The sequence below is a fragment of the Vibrio sp. 14G-20 genome (genome assembly GCF_026241515.1).
GTDB lineage: Bacteria > Pseudomonadota > Gammaproteobacteria > Enterobacterales > Vibrionaceae > Vibrio.
Window position 1 is genome coordinate 17,041 of sequence record NZ_JAPHPW010000019.1, and the last position, 19,642, is coordinate 36,682.

General features: G+C 43.8%; 17 protein-coding genes and 1 pseudogene. 5 read left to right on the top strand and 13 right to left on the bottom strand.

The window, feature by feature from the left end:
• Window positions 1–5 precede the first annotated feature (5 nt).
• Entirely contained in the window at window positions 6–605 is a 600-nt protein-coding gene (locus OQJ75_RS16240; RefSeq protein WP_248388011.1) for a tRNA-uridine aminocarboxypropyltransferase, read from the bottom strand.
• 9 nt (window positions 606–614) lie between these two features.
• Here OQJ75_RS16240 and rrtA point away from each other — a divergent pair, with 9 nt between their 5' ends.
• Window positions 615–1,163 (top strand): rhombosortase, encoded by a 549-nt coding sequence (rrtA, locus tag OQJ75_RS16245; RefSeq protein ID WP_265974053.1) that lies wholly within the window; start codon window positions 615–617, stop codon window positions 1,161–1,163.
• On the opposite strand, the gene OQJ75_RS16250 is transcribed toward rrtA, so the two are convergent.
• The 8 genes and pseudogenes from OQJ75_RS16250 to OQJ75_RS22540 all read right to left on the bottom strand — a co-directional run.
• Window positions 1,154–1,453, bottom strand: coding sequence for a ComEA family DNA-binding protein (locus OQJ75_RS16250; protein ID WP_248396105.1), 300 nt, complete (start codon window positions 1,451–1,453; stop codon window positions 1,154–1,156). The two genes, rrtA and OQJ75_RS16250, sit on opposite strands and share 10 nt — an antisense overlap.
• Window positions 1,454–1,678: 225 nt before the next feature.
• Complete coding sequence (gene ppiD, locus OQJ75_RS16255) at window positions 1,679–3,544, bottom strand: peptidylprolyl isomerase (RefSeq protein WP_265974054.1); 1,866 nt, start codon at window positions 3,542–3,544, stop codon at window positions 1,679–1,681.
• Between the two features lie 219 nt (window positions 3,545–3,763).
• On the bottom strand, window positions 3,764–4,057 hold the full coding sequence (locus OQJ75_RS16260) for an HU family DNA-binding protein (RefSeq protein ID WP_012604504.1): 294 nt from the start codon (window positions 4,055–4,057) through the stop codon (window positions 3,764–3,766).
• Window positions 4,058–4,226: 169 nt separating this feature from the next.
• Window positions 4,227–6,578 (bottom strand): endopeptidase La, encoded by a 2,352-nt coding sequence (gene lon, locus OQJ75_RS16265; protein WP_248388015.1) that lies wholly within the window; start codon window positions 6,576–6,578, stop codon window positions 4,227–4,229.
• A 132-nt stretch (window positions 6,579–6,710) separates the two neighbouring features.
• Window positions 6,711–7,991 (bottom strand): ATP-dependent protease ATP-binding subunit ClpX, encoded by a 1,281-nt coding sequence (clpX, locus tag OQJ75_RS16270; RefSeq protein ID WP_009847283.1) that lies wholly within the window; start codon window positions 7,989–7,991, stop codon window positions 6,711–6,713.
• Between the two features lie 81 nt (window positions 7,992–8,072).
• Window positions 8,073–8,699 carry an ATP-dependent Clp endopeptidase proteolytic subunit ClpP gene (gene clpP / locus OQJ75_RS16275; protein ID WP_004736080.1) on the bottom strand — a complete coding sequence of 209 codons (627 nt, stop codon included), beginning with the start codon at window positions 8,697–8,699 and terminating at the stop codon, window positions 8,073–8,075.
• A 105-nt stretch (window positions 8,700–8,804) separates the two neighbouring features.
• Window positions 8,805–10,103, bottom strand: a complete 1,299-nt coding sequence (gene tig, locus OQJ75_RS16280) for a trigger factor (protein WP_265974055.1) — start codon at window positions 10,101–10,103, stop codon at window positions 8,805–8,807.
• Window positions 10,104–10,397: 294 nt separating this feature from the next.
• Window positions 10,398–10,580: pseudogene (locus OQJ75_RS22540) on the bottom strand (hypothetical protein); the annotation flags it as partial.
• Window positions 10,581–10,743: 163 nt separating this feature from the next.
• Between OQJ75_RS22540 and OQJ75_RS16285 the strand changes: the two are divergent.
• The 3 genes from OQJ75_RS16285 (at window position 10,744) to OQJ75_RS16295 (ending at window position 14,257) form a co-directional block, all read left to right on the top strand.
• A complete protein-coding gene (locus OQJ75_RS16285; RefSeq protein WP_265974056.1) occupies window positions 10,744–12,576 on the top strand; it encodes a sensor histidine kinase in 1,833 nt (610 codons plus the stop codon).
• Window positions 12,577–12,655: 79 nt separating this feature from the next.
• Window positions 12,656–14,005, top strand: a complete 1,350-nt coding sequence (locus OQJ75_RS16290; protein ID WP_265974057.1) for a sigma-54-dependent transcriptional regulator — start codon at window positions 12,656–12,658, stop codon at window positions 14,003–14,005.
• 78 nt (window positions 14,006–14,083) lie between these two features.
• Window positions 14,084–14,257 (top strand): hypothetical protein, encoded by a 174-nt coding sequence (locus OQJ75_RS16295; protein ID WP_017631412.1) that lies wholly within the window; start codon window positions 14,084–14,086, stop codon window positions 14,255–14,257.
• A gap of 54 nt (window positions 14,258–14,311) precedes the next feature.
• Here OQJ75_RS16295 and OQJ75_RS16300 read toward each other — a convergent pair whose 3' ends face one another.
• The 3 genes from OQJ75_RS16300 to OQJ75_RS16310 form a co-directional block, all read right to left on the bottom strand.
• The gene (locus OQJ75_RS16300; RefSeq protein WP_017060625.1) at window positions 14,312–15,673 is read right to left on the bottom strand and encodes a TRAP transporter large permease; all 1,362 of its coding nucleotides are present in this window, start codon (window positions 15,671–15,673) and stop codon (window positions 14,312–14,314) included.
• A 2-nt stretch (window positions 15,674–15,675) separates the two neighbouring features.
• Window positions 15,676–16,431, bottom strand: coding sequence for a TRAP transporter small permease (locus OQJ75_RS16305; RefSeq protein ID WP_265974058.1), 756 nt, complete (start codon window positions 16,429–16,431; stop codon window positions 15,676–15,678).
• 66 nt (window positions 16,432–16,497) lie between these two features.
• Window positions 16,498–17,493 (bottom strand): TRAP transporter substrate-binding protein, encoded by a 996-nt coding sequence (locus OQJ75_RS16310; RefSeq protein ID WP_010439482.1) that lies wholly within the window; start codon window positions 17,491–17,493, stop codon window positions 16,498–16,500.
• Window positions 17,494–17,839: 346 nt separating this feature from the next.
• Between OQJ75_RS16310 and OQJ75_RS16315 the strand changes: the two genes are divergently transcribed.
• Complete coding sequence (locus OQJ75_RS16315; RefSeq protein ID WP_004736070.1) at window positions 17,840–18,247, top strand: thioesterase family protein; 408 nt, start codon at window positions 17,840–17,842, stop codon at window positions 18,245–18,247.
• A 107-nt stretch (window positions 18,248–18,354) separates the two neighbouring features.
• On the opposite strand, the gene OQJ75_RS16320 is transcribed toward OQJ75_RS16315, so the two are convergent.
• Window positions 18,355–19,167, bottom strand: coding sequence for a 4'-phosphopantetheinyl transferase family protein (locus OQJ75_RS16320; RefSeq protein ID WP_265974059.1), 813 nt, complete (start codon window positions 19,165–19,167; stop codon window positions 18,355–18,357).
• Between the last annotated feature and the right edge of the window lie 475 nt (window positions 19,168–19,642).

The window sequence follows — 19,642 nt, forward strand, 5'->3', positions numbered from 1 at the left end:
TGATCTTAATCTAAGTAGTTTCTCTCAAACACGCCCGGCGGCATTTGATTGATTTGAAACTGAATCATCTGGTCAAATGCCGTTAGCAAAGGGCTAAAGTCTCGGTCATTTTCTAACAAGCTCAACAGGTGATAACCCGCCTCTACAGTCGAAAGGCTGTTTTCACTTGGCGCTTTGCGGATTCGGTAATTACCTTTAAGGTCTTTGGGTAGGTGAACAGTTTGCAACCCGTGCAAGTTACTCGACACCTGCCACATCTTAAATGCCTTCTTCCACGTACCATCCAATAGAATCACACGCATTTTTTTGCTTGGGCATGTTGCAGAATCAACAGATACAGAGTGCTCACTTGGGTACAAAATCACGTGTTGGTAACCCTCATCGGCCAGCAACGCGTTCAATTTTTTATTATCTGAAAAGTCTTCACCGACAAACGTCACACTGTTATTTAGAGATAACGAGAGGATACGCGCCGTTCCCATCGGACGATGCTCTTCTGATGGGTGCTGAAGAATGATAAGCTCAACATTCGATTCGAGTGGTGTAACCCACTGACAAATACAAGCTTTCAAAGCCTTGCTGCATTGGGGGCAATAACGAGACATGGATTTAATGTGTACCCTGTTTTAATTTTCACTTCACTTTTATGCGTCTTATTCCAAATTGAACCAATACAAACTTGGGTCGTTTGGGATAGCAATGCGATTGCCGATGGACAATGGTGGCGAATCCTAACAGGAAATTTTTCACATACCAACACCTCACACCTTCTAATGAATCTAGCAGGCTTGTGGATCATCAGCTACCTGTTTCAACCGAGTAAAAAACAGCTTATTGTTGCTTTGCTAGTGATTAGTTTAGTGACTGGGGGCGCTCTGTTATTTTCGAGTATTCAGATCTACGTTGGCCTATCGGGCACTTTGCATGGACTGTTTGGCTTATTCGCGCTCAGAGAAGCTTTAAACGGTAGGAAATCTAGTTGGCTATTACTATTAGGATTAGTCGCTAAAATCGCTTGGGAGCAGCTTGTTGGCCCTTCTAGTACGACTGGTGAACTGATTAACGCTCGTGTTGCAATTGAAGCCCACCTAGCAGGTGCAATGGCTGGAGGCTTCATAGCTGTCGTTTCATTTCTAATGAATAAAAAAACGGATCAAAGCTGAATTCTTTCGAGATTCTTTTTCACCGTAGCTTCACCTATCCCTTTGACACTCACCAAATCATCAGCAGTCGTAAATGCCCCGTTCTGATCTCTGTAATCGACGATCTCTTTGGCTTTCTTGTCACCTACACCAACCAATAGTGCTGAAAGTTCTTCTGCTGTCGCGGTATTGATGTTGACCGTAATCTCAATGCCATCGTAAAGCTCAGCCTTGGTTGGGCTGTTTGCAAACACAGCAGGGCTTAAAAGCATCAGAAATGAAAGAAATAGTGTTGAATATATCGTGCGCATAAATCGTTCCTTTGTTCAAAAAAGGTAACTTATGCATTTTCCTCGCTAGATAACACAATCACCAGACAAAAATAAAGCGGACCACCTAAGTGACCCGCTTCGTTATACATCTTATTTTCATCAGCTTGTTTGTTGGCTCACAAATCTAAATTAGTGCCTAACAATCATATGTTGATCCTCAGTAGTAAACTCTAACTTGAGCTTGCTACTGAAGGAATCAAACGCTTACTGACCTTGACCCACTACGTAGTATTCAACGTCTGCGTTTTTACGAAGTACGTTTAGTACGTTAGTCAGATCTTGCTGGTTACCAACTCGCTCCAACTGTGCACCAATTTGAGTGCTGTAAGCTGGGTTAATTTCAGCCGTTACTTTAGAAAGCTCAACAACGACGATGTTACCGTCTTGGTCTTTAGATTGACCAAATACCGCTTGGCCTTCTTCTGGTTTCGACAGTGCGAACACAGAAGCTGCAAGTGGAGAGTTACGGTCAATCGTTTCAAGTTCAGTGAACTCAAGGTTGTTGTCCGCTAGCACCGCTTCGTTGCCTTGCTCAAGTTCGTTAACAAGAGATACACCAAGCTCAACCGCTTGTTGCTCTGCTTGTACCGCAGACAGTGCAGCGACAACTTGATCTTTCACTTCAGCTAGAGGAAGAATTGTCTCGTCACGAGTTTCTTCAACACGAACAACAATCACGTGCTCAGGAGCCACTTCGATAACTTCAGAGTTTAGACCGTCTTCTTTCACTTCAGGGCTCAAGATTGCTTGCATAACTGCAGGCGTCATCAGCACTTCTGGAGCGTCAACTTGAGAGATAAAATCTGTTGTTGTGATCTTAGCGTTGATAGCTTCTGCAGAATCATCTAGAGAATCTGGGAATTCAAACGCTACTTTTTCTAGTTCAGTTTGTTGCTCGTAGAACTGATCAACTGCGTGCTGGTCTAGAAGCTCTGTCTTAATCTCTGCCGCTACCTCAGCGTAAGGCTGAGCTTGAGACGCTTTTAGTTCATCTAGCTTGATGATGTGGTAGCCAAAATCAGATTTAACTAGGCCAGTAGTATCACCAATATTCTCAAGAGCGAAAGCCGCGTCTTCGAATGCTGGATCCATAACATCACGTTCGATCCAACCTAGGTCACCGCCAACGTCAGCACTGCCGAAGTCGTCAGATTTCTCTTCCGCTAGCGTAGCAAAATCAGCGCCTGCATTTAGTTCGTCTAGGATAGACTGAGCTTTCGCCTCGTCATCGCCTTGAACTAGAATGTGGCTAACTTTACGTTGCTCTTCAGTTGAGTACTTATCTAGGTGATCTTGGTAGTATTTCTGCGCTTCTTCATCGCTTACTTCAAGCTGAGACTTAAGTGCTTCAGCAGAAAGCTCAATGTAAGATACCTTCGCTTGCTCTGGACGAGTGTAAGCTGCTGGGTTCTCTTGGTAGTACTGTTCGATTTGTTCGTCAGTTAGCTCGATGCCTTTCGCAAGGTCAGCAACAGACAGTGTCACTGTACGAATGTCACGAGTTTGAGCAATCAGTTTACTTTGCGTGTCGATTTCGCCTTGAAGAACAAATTCGCTGCCTTGTAGGGCAGTAACAAGTTGGTTGCGCATTAGATCACGACGCATGTATTCAGCGAAGCTTTCTGCGCTGAAACCTGCACGACGTAGTGCTGATTGGTAAACTTCTTGGTCGAATTGACCAGCCGTTTGGAACTGAGGCATTTCTAGAATCATGGTACGGATTTGAGAATCACTGATTCGTAGGCCTAGAGACTCAGCTTGCTGCTCAAGTAAAACGTCGTTGATCATGCGATCAAGTACTGATTTACGGAAAGACTCTACGTATGCAGGGTCTGCAAGCATTTGAGCGAAGTAATCGCCAAGTTGCGACTGCATACGATTACGTTCGTTTTGGTAAGCCTGTTCGAACTCACCACGAGCAATTTCTGTGTTGCCAACTTTAGCTGCTGCGTTGTTACCGCCACCGGTGATGTAGCTGCCTACACCTGCGAATACGAATGACAGGATAATCAACCCAAGGATAATTTTTACCGCGATGCTATTCACGCCTTCGCGTAATCGATCCATCATAATTTAAGTGCTCTCCGGATATGAAGCATTGGCTTCAAAATAAAAATCTATTCACGCGATATTATCAGAAAAAGAAATGCGCATCAGTAGGATGCGCATAATTTAAATAAGTTCAATGTGCTTTGCACACATACTGTTTAAGAATGAAACATCATTTTTCAAACAGTAAACGCATTTTACTACCTTCCCCTCTTAAAATGGAGGTTTCAGCAGTGAAAATTAGTTACATGCGTCTTTAAGTGCTTTACCCGCTTTGAAGCCAGGTACTTTAGCTTCTGCGATTTGGATCTCTTCACCAGTTTTTGGGTTACGACCTGTACGAGCAGCACGAGTACGAACACTGAAAGTACCAAAGCCAACAAGTGCAACTTGGTCGCCTGATTGTAGCGTTGTGCCAACTGCTTCGATGAATGCGTCTAGAGCGCGGCCAGCTGAAGCTTTAGAGATGTCTGCGTTTTCTGCGATTGATTCTACTAGTTGTGTTTTATTCACTGTTTTTCCCCTATGTGTCATCTGTGACTACTTCTTGATGACTGTACGTTCCATTTTGGTTTTAATTTAGCCGCAAGCCTTATTGCAAAAGGGCTGCCGCTTTGATCAATAACTTAGCGTCCAAAAAAAACGCTGACAAGCCTTTTCGGGCCTATCAGCGTAATTCTTTACTTATTTTTGCTATGCATCACTATTTTTTCACGTCAAACTCGACCCCTGACGGATCTCGTTCTAGCGCTACTTTAAGTACTTCATCAATCCACTGAACCGGAATCACTTTCAAGTCAGCGATTACGTTGTCTGGAATCTCTTCCAAATCACGCTCATTGTCTTTAGGAATCAGTACAGTTTTGATACCGCCACGGTGTGCTGCAAGCAGTTTTTCTTTCAAGCCACCGATAGGTAAAACTTCACCACGAAGGGTAATTTCACCTGTCATACCGACCTCAGCTTTAACAGGGTTACCCGTCAAGCTAGACACTAATGCAGTACACATTGCGATACCCGCACTCGGGCCGTCTTTTGGTGTTGCACCTTCAGGTACGTGAACGTGAATATCACGCTTCTCGTAGAAATCTGAATTAATACCCAGATTTTCCGCACGAGAACGAACCACAGTCATTGCTGCTTGAATCGATTCTTTCATCACATCACCAAGAGAACCGGTTTGCGTTAGCTTACCTTTACCTGGCATTGATTCAGTTTCGATAGTCAGTAGATCGCCACCGACTTGAGTCCACGCTAAACCAGTCACTTGACCGATACGGTTACTCTCATCCGCCTTACCGAAGTCATGACGTTGAACACCCAAGTACTCTTTCAGGTTATCAATGTTAACCGTTACAGACTTAAGGCTGCTGTCTAGCAGGATATTCTTAACTGCTTTACGGCAGATCTTAGAGATTTCACGTTCTAGGTTACGTACACCCGCTTCACGCGTGTAGTAACGAATGATGCCGATGATTGCAGAGTCTTCAATCTCAATCTCATGAGGCTTCAGACCGTTGCGTTGAACTTGCTTGTCCAACAGGTGGCTCTTAGCAATGTTCAGCTTTTCATCTTCTGTGTAACCAGACAGGCGAATTACTTCCATACGGTCCAGTAGTGGGCCAGGAATGTCCATTGAGTTAGACGTTGCCACGAACATCACATCAGACAGATCGTAATCGACTTCTAGATAGTGATCGTTGAATGCGTTGTTTTGCTCAGGGTCTAGAACTTCTAGAAGTGCTGAAGATGGGTCGCCACGCATATCAGAAGACATCTTATCAATCTCATCTAATAGGAACAGTGGGTTCTTAACGCCAACTTTAGACATCTTCTGGATTAATTTACCCGGAAGTGAACCGATGTACGTACGACGGTGACCACGAATCTCAGCTTCATCACGAACGCCACCAAGTGCCATACGTGTGTACTTACGACCCGTTGCCGCTGCAATCGAACGACCTAGCGAGGTTTTACCTACACCTGGAGGACCTACTAGACAAAGGATTGGACCTTTTAGCTTGTTGATACGATTTTGTACTGCCAAGTACTCAAGAATACGTTCTTTAACACGCTCTAAGCCGTAGTGATCTTCGTTTAAGATCTCTTCCGCTTTCGCTAAATTCTTTTTCACTTTTGAACGCTTAGCCCAAGGAACACCCACCATCCAATCAATGTAGCTACGTACTACTGTTGCTTCAGCAGACATTGGCGACATCATTTTCAGTTTTTGCAGTTCTTGCTCGGTTTTTTCACGAGCTTCTTGAGGCATCTTAGAATCTTCGATCTTCTTCTTCAGAGTCTCGAATTCATCAGGTGCGTCGTCCATCTCGCCAAGTTCTTTCTGAATCGCTTTCATTTGCTCATTCAGGTAGTACTCACGCTGAGATTTTTCCATCTGCTTCTTAACGCGGCCACGGATGCGTTTTTCAACTTGCAGGATGTCAATTTCTGACTCCATTTGGCCCATCAAGAATTCCAGACGTTCAGTGACATCTAAGATTTCTAGAACGTGCTGCTTGTCTACCAGTTTAAGTGGCATGTGCGCAGCAATGGTATCAGCAAGGCGAGCCGCCTCATCAATACCGTTCAGAGATGTTAGAACCTCTGGTGGAATCTTTTTGTTTAGCTTAATAAAGCCTTCGAATTGATTGATCGCACTGCGAACAACCACTTCTTGTTCTTTTTCGTCAAGTTCTGAGGTAACAACGTATTCGGCATCCGCTAAGAAGAATTCACTTTCTTTGAACTGGTGAATTTTTGCACGCTGCTGACCTTCAACAAGTACTTTAACCGTACCATCAGGGAGCTTTAGTAACTGAAGAATAGTAGCGACTGTACCTACGTTAAATAGGTCGTCGATTGAAGGCTCATCAGTGTCCGCTTCTTTCTGCGCTACAAGTAGTACTTGTTTGTTAGCTTCCATTGCCGATTCAAGGCATGTAATCGATTTTTCACGACCGACAAACAATGGAATAACCATGTGTGGGTAAACCACTACATCACGTAGAGGTAGCACGGGGATTTCGATACGCTCGGAACGTTCCAAGTTCATATATTTCTCTCTTCCGCTTTAACTTATAAAGCAGTATATGGGGCTTAAACGACTGGATTCAATGGAAGAATAAAAAAAAGGAGGTAATTGCTTACCTCCTTTTTCAATTTGAGTGACTTGTCTAAAAAAGACCTACTCTGCAACAGCTGCTTGATTATCTGAGTTGCTGTAAATCAACAGTGGTTCTGACTCACCATTAATTACCGACTCATCAATCACAACCTTGCTTACATCAGTTGAAGATGGCAGTTCGTACATAGTTTCTAGTAGAACACCCTCCAAGATAGAGCGTAGACCACGAGCACCTGTTTTACGGTTCATTGCTTTCTTAGCAATTGCGCGTAGGGCATCTTCACGGAATTCTAACTCTGTATCCTCAAGCTCAAATAATGCTGCGTACTGTTTTGTCAGTGCATTCTTTGGCTCACATAGGATTTGGATTAGCGCTTCTTCATCAAGCTCTGTCAGTGTTGTTGTCACAGGTAGACGACCAATGAATTCTGGAATCAGACCATATTTCACTAAATCTTCAGGTTCTACTTGAGTGAACAATTCACCAATAGTCTTGGTTTCGTCTTTTGAACGCACTTCTGCGCCAAAACCGATACCTGAACCTGTTTCTACACGTTGTTCAATCACTTTATCTAGGCCTGCAAACGCACCACCACAGATAAATAGGATCTTAGACGTGTCCACTTGCAAGAACTCTTGCTGTGGATGCTTACGACCACCTTGAGGTGGAACTGAAGCAACTGTACCTTCAACAAGTTTTAGTAGAGCTTGCTGTACACCTTCACCAGACACGTCACGCGTTATGGATGGGTTTTCAGCTTTACGAGAAATCTTATCGATTTCATCGATGTAAACAATGCCACGTTCTGCTTTCGCTACGTCGTAATCACATTTCTGAAGCAACTTCTGGATGATGTTTTCAACATCTTCGCCCACGTAACCCGCTTCGGTTAGTGTTGTTGCGTCTGCCATTGTGAAAGGAACGTCTAGGAAACGAGCCAATGTTTCAGCCAGTAGTGTTTTACCACTACCAGTAGGACCGATAAGAAGAATGTTACTCTTACCTAGCTCTACGCCTTCAGCTGTCGTATCACCATTACGTAAACGCTTGTAGTGGTTATAAACTGCAACTGCTAGCACTTTCTTCGCGTATTCTTGACCGATTACATAGTCGTCAAGATGCTCACGAATCTCACGCGGCGTTGGCAGCGATTCAGATTCTTTCTTAGGAAGAACATCTTTAATTTCTTCACGAATAATGTCGTTACAAAGATCGACACATTCATCACAAATGTAAACAGAAGGACCTGCGATTAACTTGCGAACTTCGTGTTGGCTTTTGCCACAGAAAGAGCAGTAAAGCAGTTTACCGCTACCACCCTCTTTGCTTTTGTCTGTCATTCGCTAACCTCTTAGCCTTAACTCTCTATGCTTGAGTGTATATCAATTTGAATCACTTTGCGTTAAACAATTGCCCTGCAATTATTGACCGCGGTGATTAAGAACTGAATCCACCAAGCCGTATTCTACTGCTTGATCAGCAGACATGAAGTTATCACGATCTGTATCGCGCTCAACAACTTCTAGAGGCTGACCAGTGTGCTCTGCCAATAGTTTGTTTAGCTTTTGTTTGATCGTTAGGATTTCTTGCGCGTGAATTTGAATATCAGACGCTTGGCCTTGGAAGCCGCCAAGTGGCTGGTGAATCATTACACGTGAGTTTGGAAGCACGTGACGCTTACCAGGAGTACCACCCGCTAGTAAGAATGCACCCATAGAGCAAGCTTGACCCATACATACTGTGCTCACGTTTGGCTTGATGAACTGCATTGTGTCGTAGATAGACATGCCTGCTGTTACGCTACCGCCAGGTGAGTTGATGTAAAGATAGATATCTTTGTCTGGGTTTTCTGATTCCAAGAAAAGCAGTTGAGCCACGACAAGATTTGCCATGTGGTCTTCCACTTGACCGGTTAAGAAAATGATACGTTCTTTTAATAGACGAGAATAAATATCGTAAGAACGTTCACCACGGGAAGTCTGTTCAACCACCATAGGAACTAGTGCGTCCATAATCGATGGCATTGTGTTTTTTTCTTGGTAGCTCATATTCTTATGTCCCTAAAATAAATGGCCCGAATGATTAAATCATACGGACCATTGTTAGCAGAATTGTTGACCGTACGTCAACCTTCTACGTCAGATATTACTATATTAAGCAGGTTGCTGATTCATTAGCTCGTTGAAGCTAACTTCTTTATCAGAAACTTGAGCTTTAGCGATGATTGCATCAATAGCTTGCTCTTCTAGAGCAACATTGCGCATGTTGTTCATCATTTGCTCGTTTTGCTCGTAGTAAGCAATAACTTCTGTTGGATCTTCGTATGCTGTAGCCATCTCTTCGATGATAGCTTTAACTTTCTCGTCGTCAGCTTTTAGTTCTTCAGTCTTGATTACTTCACCAAGAAGAAGACCTACAACTACGCGACGTTTAGCTTGCTCTTCGAACAGCTCACGTGGAAGTTGGTCAGCAGCTTCAGTGTTGCCACCGAAACGTTGAGCAGCTTGTTGACGTAGAACACCGATTTCTTGATCAATAAGAGCAGAAGGTACGTCGATGTTGTTTTCGTTAACTAGACCGTCGATTGCTTGCTCTTTGATGCGGTTCTTAACAGCTTGCTTAAGCTCACGCTCCATGTTCTTACGAACTTCAGCTTTAAGACCTTCAACGCCGTCAGCAGCACCGAACTTAGAAACGAATTCTTCGTTTAGTTCTGGAAGCTCACGAGCTTCAACTTTGTTCAGCTTGATAGAGAACTTAGCTGCTTTACCTTTTAGGTTTTCAGCGTGGTAATCTTCTGGGAAGTTTACTTCGATTTCGAATTCCATACCTGCTGTTTTACCAACGATACCGTCTTCGAAGCCAGGGATCATGCGACCAGCGCCCATCTCTAGTGGGAAGTTCTCAGCTTTGCCGCCTTCAAACTCTTCACCGTCGATAGAACCAACGAAGTCGATAGTTGCACGAGAACCAGCGTCAGCAGCAGCTTCAACTTCAGTCCAAGTTGCTTGTTGCTTACGTAGAGTTTCGATCATCTCTTCAACGTCAGCTTCTTTAACTTCTACTGCTGGTTTCTCAACAGTGATGTTTTGTAGACCTTTCAGCTCAACTTCTGGGTAAACTTCAAAAGTTGCGTTGAATACTAGGTCAGCGCCTTCGTTGTTTTCAACTGGTGCGAAAGTTGGTGCGCCAGCTGGGTTGATTTTCTCTTTAACGATCGCTTCGATGAAGTGACGTTGCATTACTTCGCCCATCACGTCTTGACGTACTGCTTTGCCGTACATTTTAGCAACCATCTTCATTGGCACTTTGCCTTTACGGAAACCATCGAAACGACGGTTTTTCGCGATGTTGCGTAGTTCAGCTGTAACTGCATCTTCGATGTTAGCAGCAGGAACAGTAATATTAAGACGGCGCTCTAGGCCTTCTAGCGTTTCAACAGTAACTTGCATTATATAAACCTCAAAACTGGCTCAGTAATCTGAGCATATGAGCCGTAACTTAGCTTTAATTCAAAAGCCGACGTTGTTGGCTGCATCCTTGTGTAGTGCTCTATCCGAACACCTAATTTAAAATCGAGCATTGATGTCTGAATTGATTATTCAACCAAACAACAGACTAATCAGCGATATCTTCGTTCTTCACACGTCGATTAAAACGTAATAAAGCTTGTTTTCAGAAACAAGAAAGGTATCTCCGATTAGCCTCAGGACAGAAATTTTAGACGCGACATTCTAGCGATCTGTTTAATCTCTGTCGAGCCGTTCACCTCTGCATGATGATGAATGCTCTAAATTCGTCCAACTAAGTGATACAAAAACGATCAAATCATCACTTAGCACAACAGAAATGGGGACAATAGCGACTTTTTCAAGGGAATCGAGGGCTTTTTTTGCTAAAAACCTTAAAAAGAGATCTTGCTCTTGTTTTACCCCTCAGAGTCGATAACTTTTTCAACAATCCTCGTTACAAACCCTTAACCTACACCCATCTGTTCACTCTCCGCTTTCAGCAAAAACTACCGCTATTTGCTACCATAAACGAGAGAAGACAGGCTTGATTGTTTACCAAAGAAATTAGCGGAGAGCCTTCATGTTTCAAGCTTTTAGAATCCCAAGCCTATTAATGGTCATATACACTTTACTAATGGTGTTTGGCGGTCATTGGGTATGGAACACAAGCCATGAAAGTTTGTTAAATGATCATCAATCTAAGCTGGACCGCTTTTCTGTTCACATTTCAAGTCAATTGGACAAGTTCGCGCACATTCCAGAACTGCTTTCAAAAGACAAAGAGCTGGTCGATGCCCTACACTCACCAAGTAATTCCGCGCAAATCGAGCTGACTAATCGGTATCTAGAGCACGTAAACACAGTAATTCAAGCGTCCGACACTTACCTACTCGACAGTATCGGTACCACCATAGCTGCTAGTAACTGGAACCTGAAACACTCTTTCGTTGGACGTAACTTTGCTTTTCGTCCCTACTATCAACAAGCAATTCTCGGCAATGAAAACCAGTACTTTGCTTTAGGTTCTACCTCGGGAAAGCGAGGTTATTATTATTCTTACCCTGTCTCCTACGCGGCCGAAATCATTGGCGTGATTGTCGTAAAAATGGATTTATCACTGATTGAAGCAAGTTGGAAAGGAAAGCAGAGTTTTTTTGTTGCCGACGATAAAGACCAGATTGTTTTTATGTCGAGCAAGCCTGAATGGTTGTTCAAAAGCCTTCAACCTTTAGATAAAGCGCAAAAAACTCGCATTCAAGAAAGCAGACAATACCTTGATACCAAGATCGAGAGCCTTCACTTTTCAGGAGACTTAGAAAGCGCCACCAGCAGCATTCAATCACCACACCAGCTCGTAAAAGAACGTTTTTTTACTTCATCACGCTTCCTCGATGACCCGAAACTAACTGTCAGAGTATTTTCTCCAACACACATAGTTTGGTGGGATCTCATCGCTTACCTTGTGGTGCTGAGTTTAGTGTTTGCCATTATCTATCTCACGATGCAACTCAACCATCACCGCCAACAAAGGCGTACGCAAATCGATAGGCTACAATCTGAAGCCAAACAAAAACTCGAGTTTCAAGTCCTCGAAAGAACCTCTGAGCTCCATATCGAGATCAAACAGCGTATCGAAACAGAACGGGTGCTCAGGCAAACACAAGATGAGCTTATCCAAGCCGCTAAACTAGCGGTATTGGGTCAAATGTCAGCGAGCATCAGTCACGAACTGAATAACCCACTCGCTGCGATTCGCAGTTATGCCGATAACGGCCGACTGTTTCTTGCAAAAGAAAAGACCGAGCGTGTTGATGACAACCTATCTCGAATTTCATCACTCACCGATCGTATGGCGAAAATTAGCCACCAGCTTCGCTCCTTCGCAAAAAAGTCCACGGCGGAAGAGCTACACACATTGCAGATATTGCCTGTTCTTCATTCCTCTAAAGAGCTGATGAAACCGCAATTGAAAACTGAGCGAGTCAAAGTAAATGAGCTCCCTGAAACCTTCAATGCTTGCGTGCTCGCCAATGCGATTCAACTGGAACAGGTAATCATTAACCTACTGACCAATGCAGTTCAAGCTATGGAAAATCAAGAAGATAAACAATTGGCTATCCTGTTAGAGATTAGGGAATCAAATAATGAACAATCAAAAACTCTGTTGATTCACGTTGATGATAATGGCCCCGGCTTTATGTCACCTTCGACGGGAGATTTTTTTGAACCCTTCCATACCACCAAAAAAAATGGTCTTGGACTCGGGCTATCGATTTCTCAACAAATAATCGGTGGAATTAACGGAAAACTGTTGACCGATAGCAGCCCACAAGGTGGCGCTCGTTTTAGTATCGAACTCCCAATTGTGCCTGATGAGCAACGTGCACGAACAGAACGCACGCAAGCAGATTAAGGCTAACTCATTAAATTAGCTAACTTCACAAGCAAGCAAACTCAACGATAATTAGAACAAAAGAGTAAAGGAATAAACTATGTGTCACGTCTATTTCATTGATGATGAATCCGATCTAAGAATGGCCATTGAGCAAAGCTTTGAACTTGCCGAGATTGACGCCGAATTCTTTCCCGATGCAGAATCTGCGCTGATCGCCATCCAGAAAAATGGTCTTCCCCACGTGATCATTACCGATATCTGTTTGCCGGGTATCTCTGGGCATGACCTACTCAGCACGGTCATGCATAAAGACAAAGAAATCCCGGTCATCATAATCACTGGTCATGGTGATATCTCAATGGCCGTTCAAGCTATCCATAACGGTGCCTATGATTTCATTGAAAAGCCCTTTGCGAATGAACGCTTAATTGAGACGACCAAACGCGCCATCGAAAAACGCCAGTTAACTCTCGAAAACCAAGAACTGAAGCGCTCGTTGAAGGCGAGTAAGGCACTAGGACCGAGAATCATTGGTGACACACAATCTATGACAGAGCTACGTTCTATCATCACCCATGTTGCCGACACCAATGCCGACATCTTGTTATTTGGTGAAACAGGCACAGGTAAAGAGTTGGTTGCACGTTCTCTGCATGAACAAAGCAGTCGTCGAGAGCAAAACTTTGTCGCCGTCAATTGCGGTGCGGTTCCAGAGAACCTGATTGAAAGCGAACTCTATGGACATGAAAAAGGCGCGTTTACTGGCGCAGAAAGTAAACGTGTCGGTAAATTTGAATTTGCTCAAGGCGGAACCCTATTCTTAGATGAAATTGAATCCATGCCGATGCAGGCACAAATTCGCCTACTGCGTGTATTACAGGAACGCGTGATTGAGAGAGTTGGATCCAATAGCTTGGTGCCTCTCGATATTCGAGTGATTGCCGCCACCAAAATCGATCTAAAGAAAGCGGCTGAAGAAGGGACTTTTCGACAAGACCTCTATTACCGACTCAATGTCGTGACCTTAGATTTACCGCCACTAAGAAGTCGCCAAGAAGACATCCCTGCACTGTTTCACCACTTCTTGCTTGTTGCTGCGGCTCGCTATGGGAAAACAGCCCCTGCGCTTCCACAAAAGCAGCTACATGAGCTTCTAGCCCATGATTGGCCGGGAAATGTGCGTGAATTACGTAATACTGCAGAACGTTTTGTGCTTTTAGGTAAGCTTTCTCACTTATCAGACAGCACCGTTGAAACGGCTCAAGAGCTGTCCTTAGCTGAACTGGTGTCTGACTTCGAAAAAAATACGCTGAAGCAAGCACTTATTGAATGTAATGGCAGCATAAAAGAGACCATGGAGAGGCTGCAATTACCAAGGAAAACCCTCTACGATAAGATGCAAAAACACCAGCTAACGAAAGAGTCTTATAAGGTAGAACCAAACTAAATTAGATTTGCGAGCAAGATCACCTATACTTATTTCAATAACAGGATGTTATGCAATAAATATAATAAGGAAGTGGTTATGGGTGAGAAAACGAGAGTACCATCGATTACTGATACTTTTGAGATAGATGGCATTTACTATACCGATCATCACGTCGATTTAAATACGCCAGAATTAGAAGCAAAACGCGCTTTGTATGAGCAGATAAACCCTCAGTCAAATCGTGGCAGAAATATAGATGAGGAGGTCTAACGACCTCCTCATTTTTTATGGATTAAATTCCATGTTAGTGAATGGATCAAATAGCTACTTGGTTATAATTTCCGGCCCCATCAAGGTGGTTGGTAACCATGTAGAAACCCAAGGCACGTAGGTTACGATAATCAAGAACAAGAACATCACGCCTACCCAAGGCAGTGCCGCTTTGACCACGTTCATCATCGACATCTTCGCAACCCCTGCAGTCACAAACAAATTGAGCCCAACTGGCGGGGTTATCATCCCTATCTCCATGTTCACCACCATCATGATACCAAGGTGAATTGGGTCGATACCGAGTGCAATAGCGATTGGGAATACCAACGGCGCAACAATTATCAGCAAGCCTGATGGCTCCATGAACTGCCCACCAATCAAGAGTAGTACGTTCACTACAATCAAGAAGGTAATCGGACCTAAGCCTGCAGAAAGCATAGACTCAGTGATCATTTGAGGGATACGTTCTTCCGTCAGTACATGCTTAAGAATCAGAGCGTTGGCAATGATAAACAGCAACATGATCGTCAGCTTGCCTGCATCGTAAAGCGTATCTTTGGTGTCTTTATGGAAGAAGGTTTGGAACACCTTAACCAGCGCTGGTTTTGTGTTGTTCTTATCCGCAAACGGCCCCATATCTTTATAGATAAAGTTGGCAATAAAGAACGCGTAAACCGCTGCAACAGCCGCTGCTTCGGTCGGAGTAAAGATACCGCCGTAGATACCGCCCAGAATGATGACAATCAGTAACAAGCCCCAGCTTGCATCTTTCGCGGCTGCGAACATCTCGCCCCAACCAACAAATGGCTGTGCAGGAATCTTCTTAATACGCGCCGCAATATAGATAGCAATCATCAACATCACGCCCGCCAACAGGCCTGGAATAACGCCACCTAAGAACATACGACCAACAGATACATCGGTCGCCGCTGCGTATACCACCATCACAATTGAAGGCGGAATCAAGATGCCCAGAGTACCTGCGTTACAGATAACCCCTGCTGCGAACTCTTTTGAGTAGCCGTTTTTGATCATGCCGGCGATAACAATACTACCGATTGCCACTACCGTCGCCGGAGACGAACCAGACAGCGCTGCGAACATCATACATGCCACTACCGATGCCATCGCCAGACCGCCACGGAACCAACCCACCATCGCGATTGCAAAACGGATAATACGTTTCGCCACACCACCTGTAGACATGAAGCTAGAGGCCAAGATAAAGAAAGGTATCGCTAAGAGTGTGTAGTGGCCTGCAAAAGCATTAAACAGCGTTTGTGCGACTGAAGCTAATGACGCATCTGAGTGCATCAATAAGAATATTACACTCGATAAACCTAGAGAAATCGCAATTGGTACACCGACCAACATGAAAGCAATTACCATTAAAAATAGAAATAACATTGCCATGATTAGTCTTCCTTACCGTTGGATTTTGTATCCGACTCACTCGCCTTGCTTGGCTTCGTCGAATCCAATACCGCTGTCGCGCCTTCATCAGAACCCGCTAGCACGTCCGCTTTCAATGCATCCAGCTCTTCTTCGGCTTCGTGCCCAGCAATCATACGGTCGAGTTTGCCTGTTACTACTTGGTAAGCAACTTGAGCAAAACGGAACGTAAGCATTGCCATACCAATCGGCAGCGCCATGTAAGGGATAAAGCGTGGCAGTTTCTCGTATCGTTCGCCTTCATTCAGCCAATCAGCAAGAAACTGAAGCATCTCTGGCATTGGAATATCATCGGTCTCATACCATGCGCGATCGGTCGCGAATGGGTACCAATAGTTCCAAGAACCGATAAGCAGTAAGATTGAAAATGCTAGACAGCTGGTCACCGCGATTAACGCATACACTTTACGTAGCTTTTCAGGGGCAAGGTTGATGATGACATCAACACCAATGTGGAAGTGCTTTTTAACACCATAAGATGCGCCGACCAATACCATCCATGCAAACATGAATACCGTCAGTTCTAATGCCCATAAAATGTTGTCATTGAATGCGTATCGAAATACCACATTGGCAAAAGTAAGTAGCGTCATTGCGCCAAGGAAAAATGCGATTAATGACTCTTCAATCGCATCCGTAACTCTTCCGACTTTGGAAAAAAGAGAGGGGTCCAGTGCTGATTCGCTAGAATTTGGTTGTTCCATTTGAGGCTTTTCCATAATTGACTCCGCTTATAATTGTTTTAATAAAGGGCAGCGGTAGGGAGCCGCCACCCTATAGCGGTGTTATTGGTTTGAAGCTAATGCTGCATCGATAAGATCTGAACCGATGTCTTTTTCAAACTTCTTCCATACTGGTTGAAGTGCCGTTACCCATGCTTGACGCTGTTCAGGCGTCAACGTACGAACCTCACCACCAGCTTCGATGATGTTGTTTTTGTTCGCTAGGTTAACTTTTGAAGATTCCGCGTTACGCGTCTCAGACACTTCTTGAACGATAGTGCCAAGCTGCGTGCGTACATCTTCAGGTAGGTCTTTCCAGAAGTCGTTTGAGGTTACAACTAGGTAATCCAAGATGCCGTGATTGGTTTCAGTCACGCCGTCTTGTACTTCAAAGAACTTCTTACCGTAGATGTTTGACCATGTGTTTTCTTGGCCATCGATAACCTTAGTTTGCAAGCCACCGTACACTTCTTTGAAAGACATCTTCTGTGGGTTAGCGCCTAGCTGTTCAAACTGAGCAACCAATACATCTGATGCTTGAACACGGAATTTCAAACCTTCCGCATCTTCAGGGTTGATAAGAGGTTTGTTCGCCGACATCTGTTTCATGCCATTGTGCCAAAACGCTAGGCCCTGTAGGCCACGACGCTTCATCGCATTCTTCAGTTTTTCACCGGATTCTGAGTTTTGGAAACGGTCAACAGCGTCTACATCTTCAAATAAGAACGGAAGGTCAAAAATGCGGTATTTCTTAGTGAACTTCTCAAATTTAGACAGCGAAGGTGCCGCCATTTGAACATCACCATTTAACAGGGCTTCCAGTACCTTATTATCATCGTAAAGCGTCGAGTTAGGGAAAACTTGCATACAAGCTTTACCATTCATTTCAGTGTTTACTCGCTCTTCTAGTAGAGAAGCGGCAATGCCTTTCGGGTGCTTATCAGTATTGGTTACGTGACTGAATTTAATCACGATTTCACCAGGGTCACAGTTTGCAGCAGCATTAAAACTTGTGAGCGCCAGAGCAGATACAGACAGCAGGGTAAGAGGCTTAAACATTATTATTCTCCTTAGTAAACAAAGCAGCCCTTCAATGGGAACTGCGTGCTTTCACTAAGGCAATTAGCGCGCCATATTGATACAAAACATTAACAAGCCTTTAACCACAAGGCTTCATCATAGTTGCCAACATGAGTCGCTAGCTCTTTGCAAAATTTAATGGGTGGAAAATGACACATAGAATATTTATAAATGGGTGGGAGTTGACCAAAGCATCAGTGATAAATGAGGTCTGACCAAAAGCCCCTTTCACGATGATGCCTTGAAGTAATTTCAACCTATCCTGTAGAGTGCAGCACAACTTAGTCAGATTTACTGATCCACTACTTACCAAGAGTTGCTACCCATGAGTCAGATCTACCATCACCCAGTACAGATTTACTACGAAGATACCGATCACTCAGGTGTGGTTTATCACCCTAACTTCCTTAAATACTTTGAGCGTGCGCGAGAGCATGTGTTGGGCAGCGATAAACTGGCGGAGTTGTGGAATGAGCATGGACTGGGGTTTGCGGTGTATAAAGCCAATATGACCTTTCAAGACGGCGTTGAGTTCGCAGAGATCTGCGATATCCGAACCTCTTTTGAACTCGATGGCAAATACAAAACCTTATGGCGACAAGAGGTATGGCGTAAAGATGCGACCAAACCTGCCGTGATTGGTGATATCGAGATGGTTTGCCTAGATAAAGACAAACAACTTCAGCCTGTACCCGCAGAAGTATTAAAAGCGATGCTTGGCGAAACGAGTTAACTAAGATTGTTAATGGCTGAGAGCGCGAGTGGCTGAAAGTGCGAGTGGTTGAGAGTGCGCCTTGTTCCAGATTAGAAGCTCAAGGTTCTAGTGTAACGAGCGTAAACTCAGCCAAGTAGCTTCGATTTGGGGAAGCACTTCATCTCTAATTGCATAGGAAGCGTTGCACCACCAAGCGTCACGGCAAATCGAAACTGGTTATCCAGTCTTCCTAAACTGCATTGCCAATCTGTTGAAGTATCACCTTGTTCAGCAGCATCCAACCCAACTCCGTTATGTACAATGATTCCATCATGTAACTCTGGTTGTAAGCCCGACGAATAAACTGGCAGTGTTTGTTGATTTAGACTGGAAAAATCGAACGAGAAACTTTTCAACGATGTGGCCAATCCCTTTCCTGTCGCTTTGATGTACGACTCTTTCAGTGCCCACAAATCAAAAAAACGCTCTCTTTGAGATACCTCATCCAGTTCGAGTAAGTCGTTAATCTCAAACTCCGAAAAGTAATGCTTCATGATCGCCGCGATGTTGGTCGAGCTTCTTGCATGTTCTATATCCACCCCAAGCTGTAGTGGTTGCCCTTTCGTTTGGCAGACAGCAATCAGTAAATGATCTTGGCTATGGCTAATATTGAAATTCAGTCTGGTTTTGTGTTGCTGCTCTGCAATCAAGCTTGGTTTGCCTTTTTCACCATACTCAAACCGCCACTCTTCAGCCGTCAAATCAGAGTAGATCGACAACACCTCTCGCAGGTAGTTACGAACATAGAGCGCTTGGATCTGAGATGAAGGCATTCGATAACGCTCAACCTTAGCGACTTCATCGTCGGTCAGTTTCTGTTTAAGGCGCAACACATGCTCAGTACCTTCATCCAAATCGCTTAGAGAACAAAGCCACAAATCAACGACTGGTGTTTCCATCTTTCTAGCACTCACTTCTTAAAAATCACTCTTCATAAAGCCATCAATAAAACATCAAAACGAACAAATTTAACTCACCTATGTTTTGAGAGAAACATAGAGAATTGGGGCAGGAAACACCCTTCATATGCGGACTTAAAACTAATTTTTCAAATAATAACAAATTAAAACACAGATCACACTTAGCCTTACGGAACAGGCATCTATTAAATGTTACTTACAAAAATCTGACATAGATCTCACCAAGTCAAAATATAGAGTATAAACACTAAAAAACAAGTCATACCCATTAATTATCAATAAGTTAATTACATTAAAAATACAAAAATCAAAAACACACAAATTTCATCTGGTCTGAACAGATCATAGTGGCCTCTGGGAGCATTGTATCGGCAACTCACCTCGGGTAGCCTGCTCAACCATTAAACAAATTCACACGTTTTCATTGCGGATAACTGCTTTCCGTTAAGCAGTA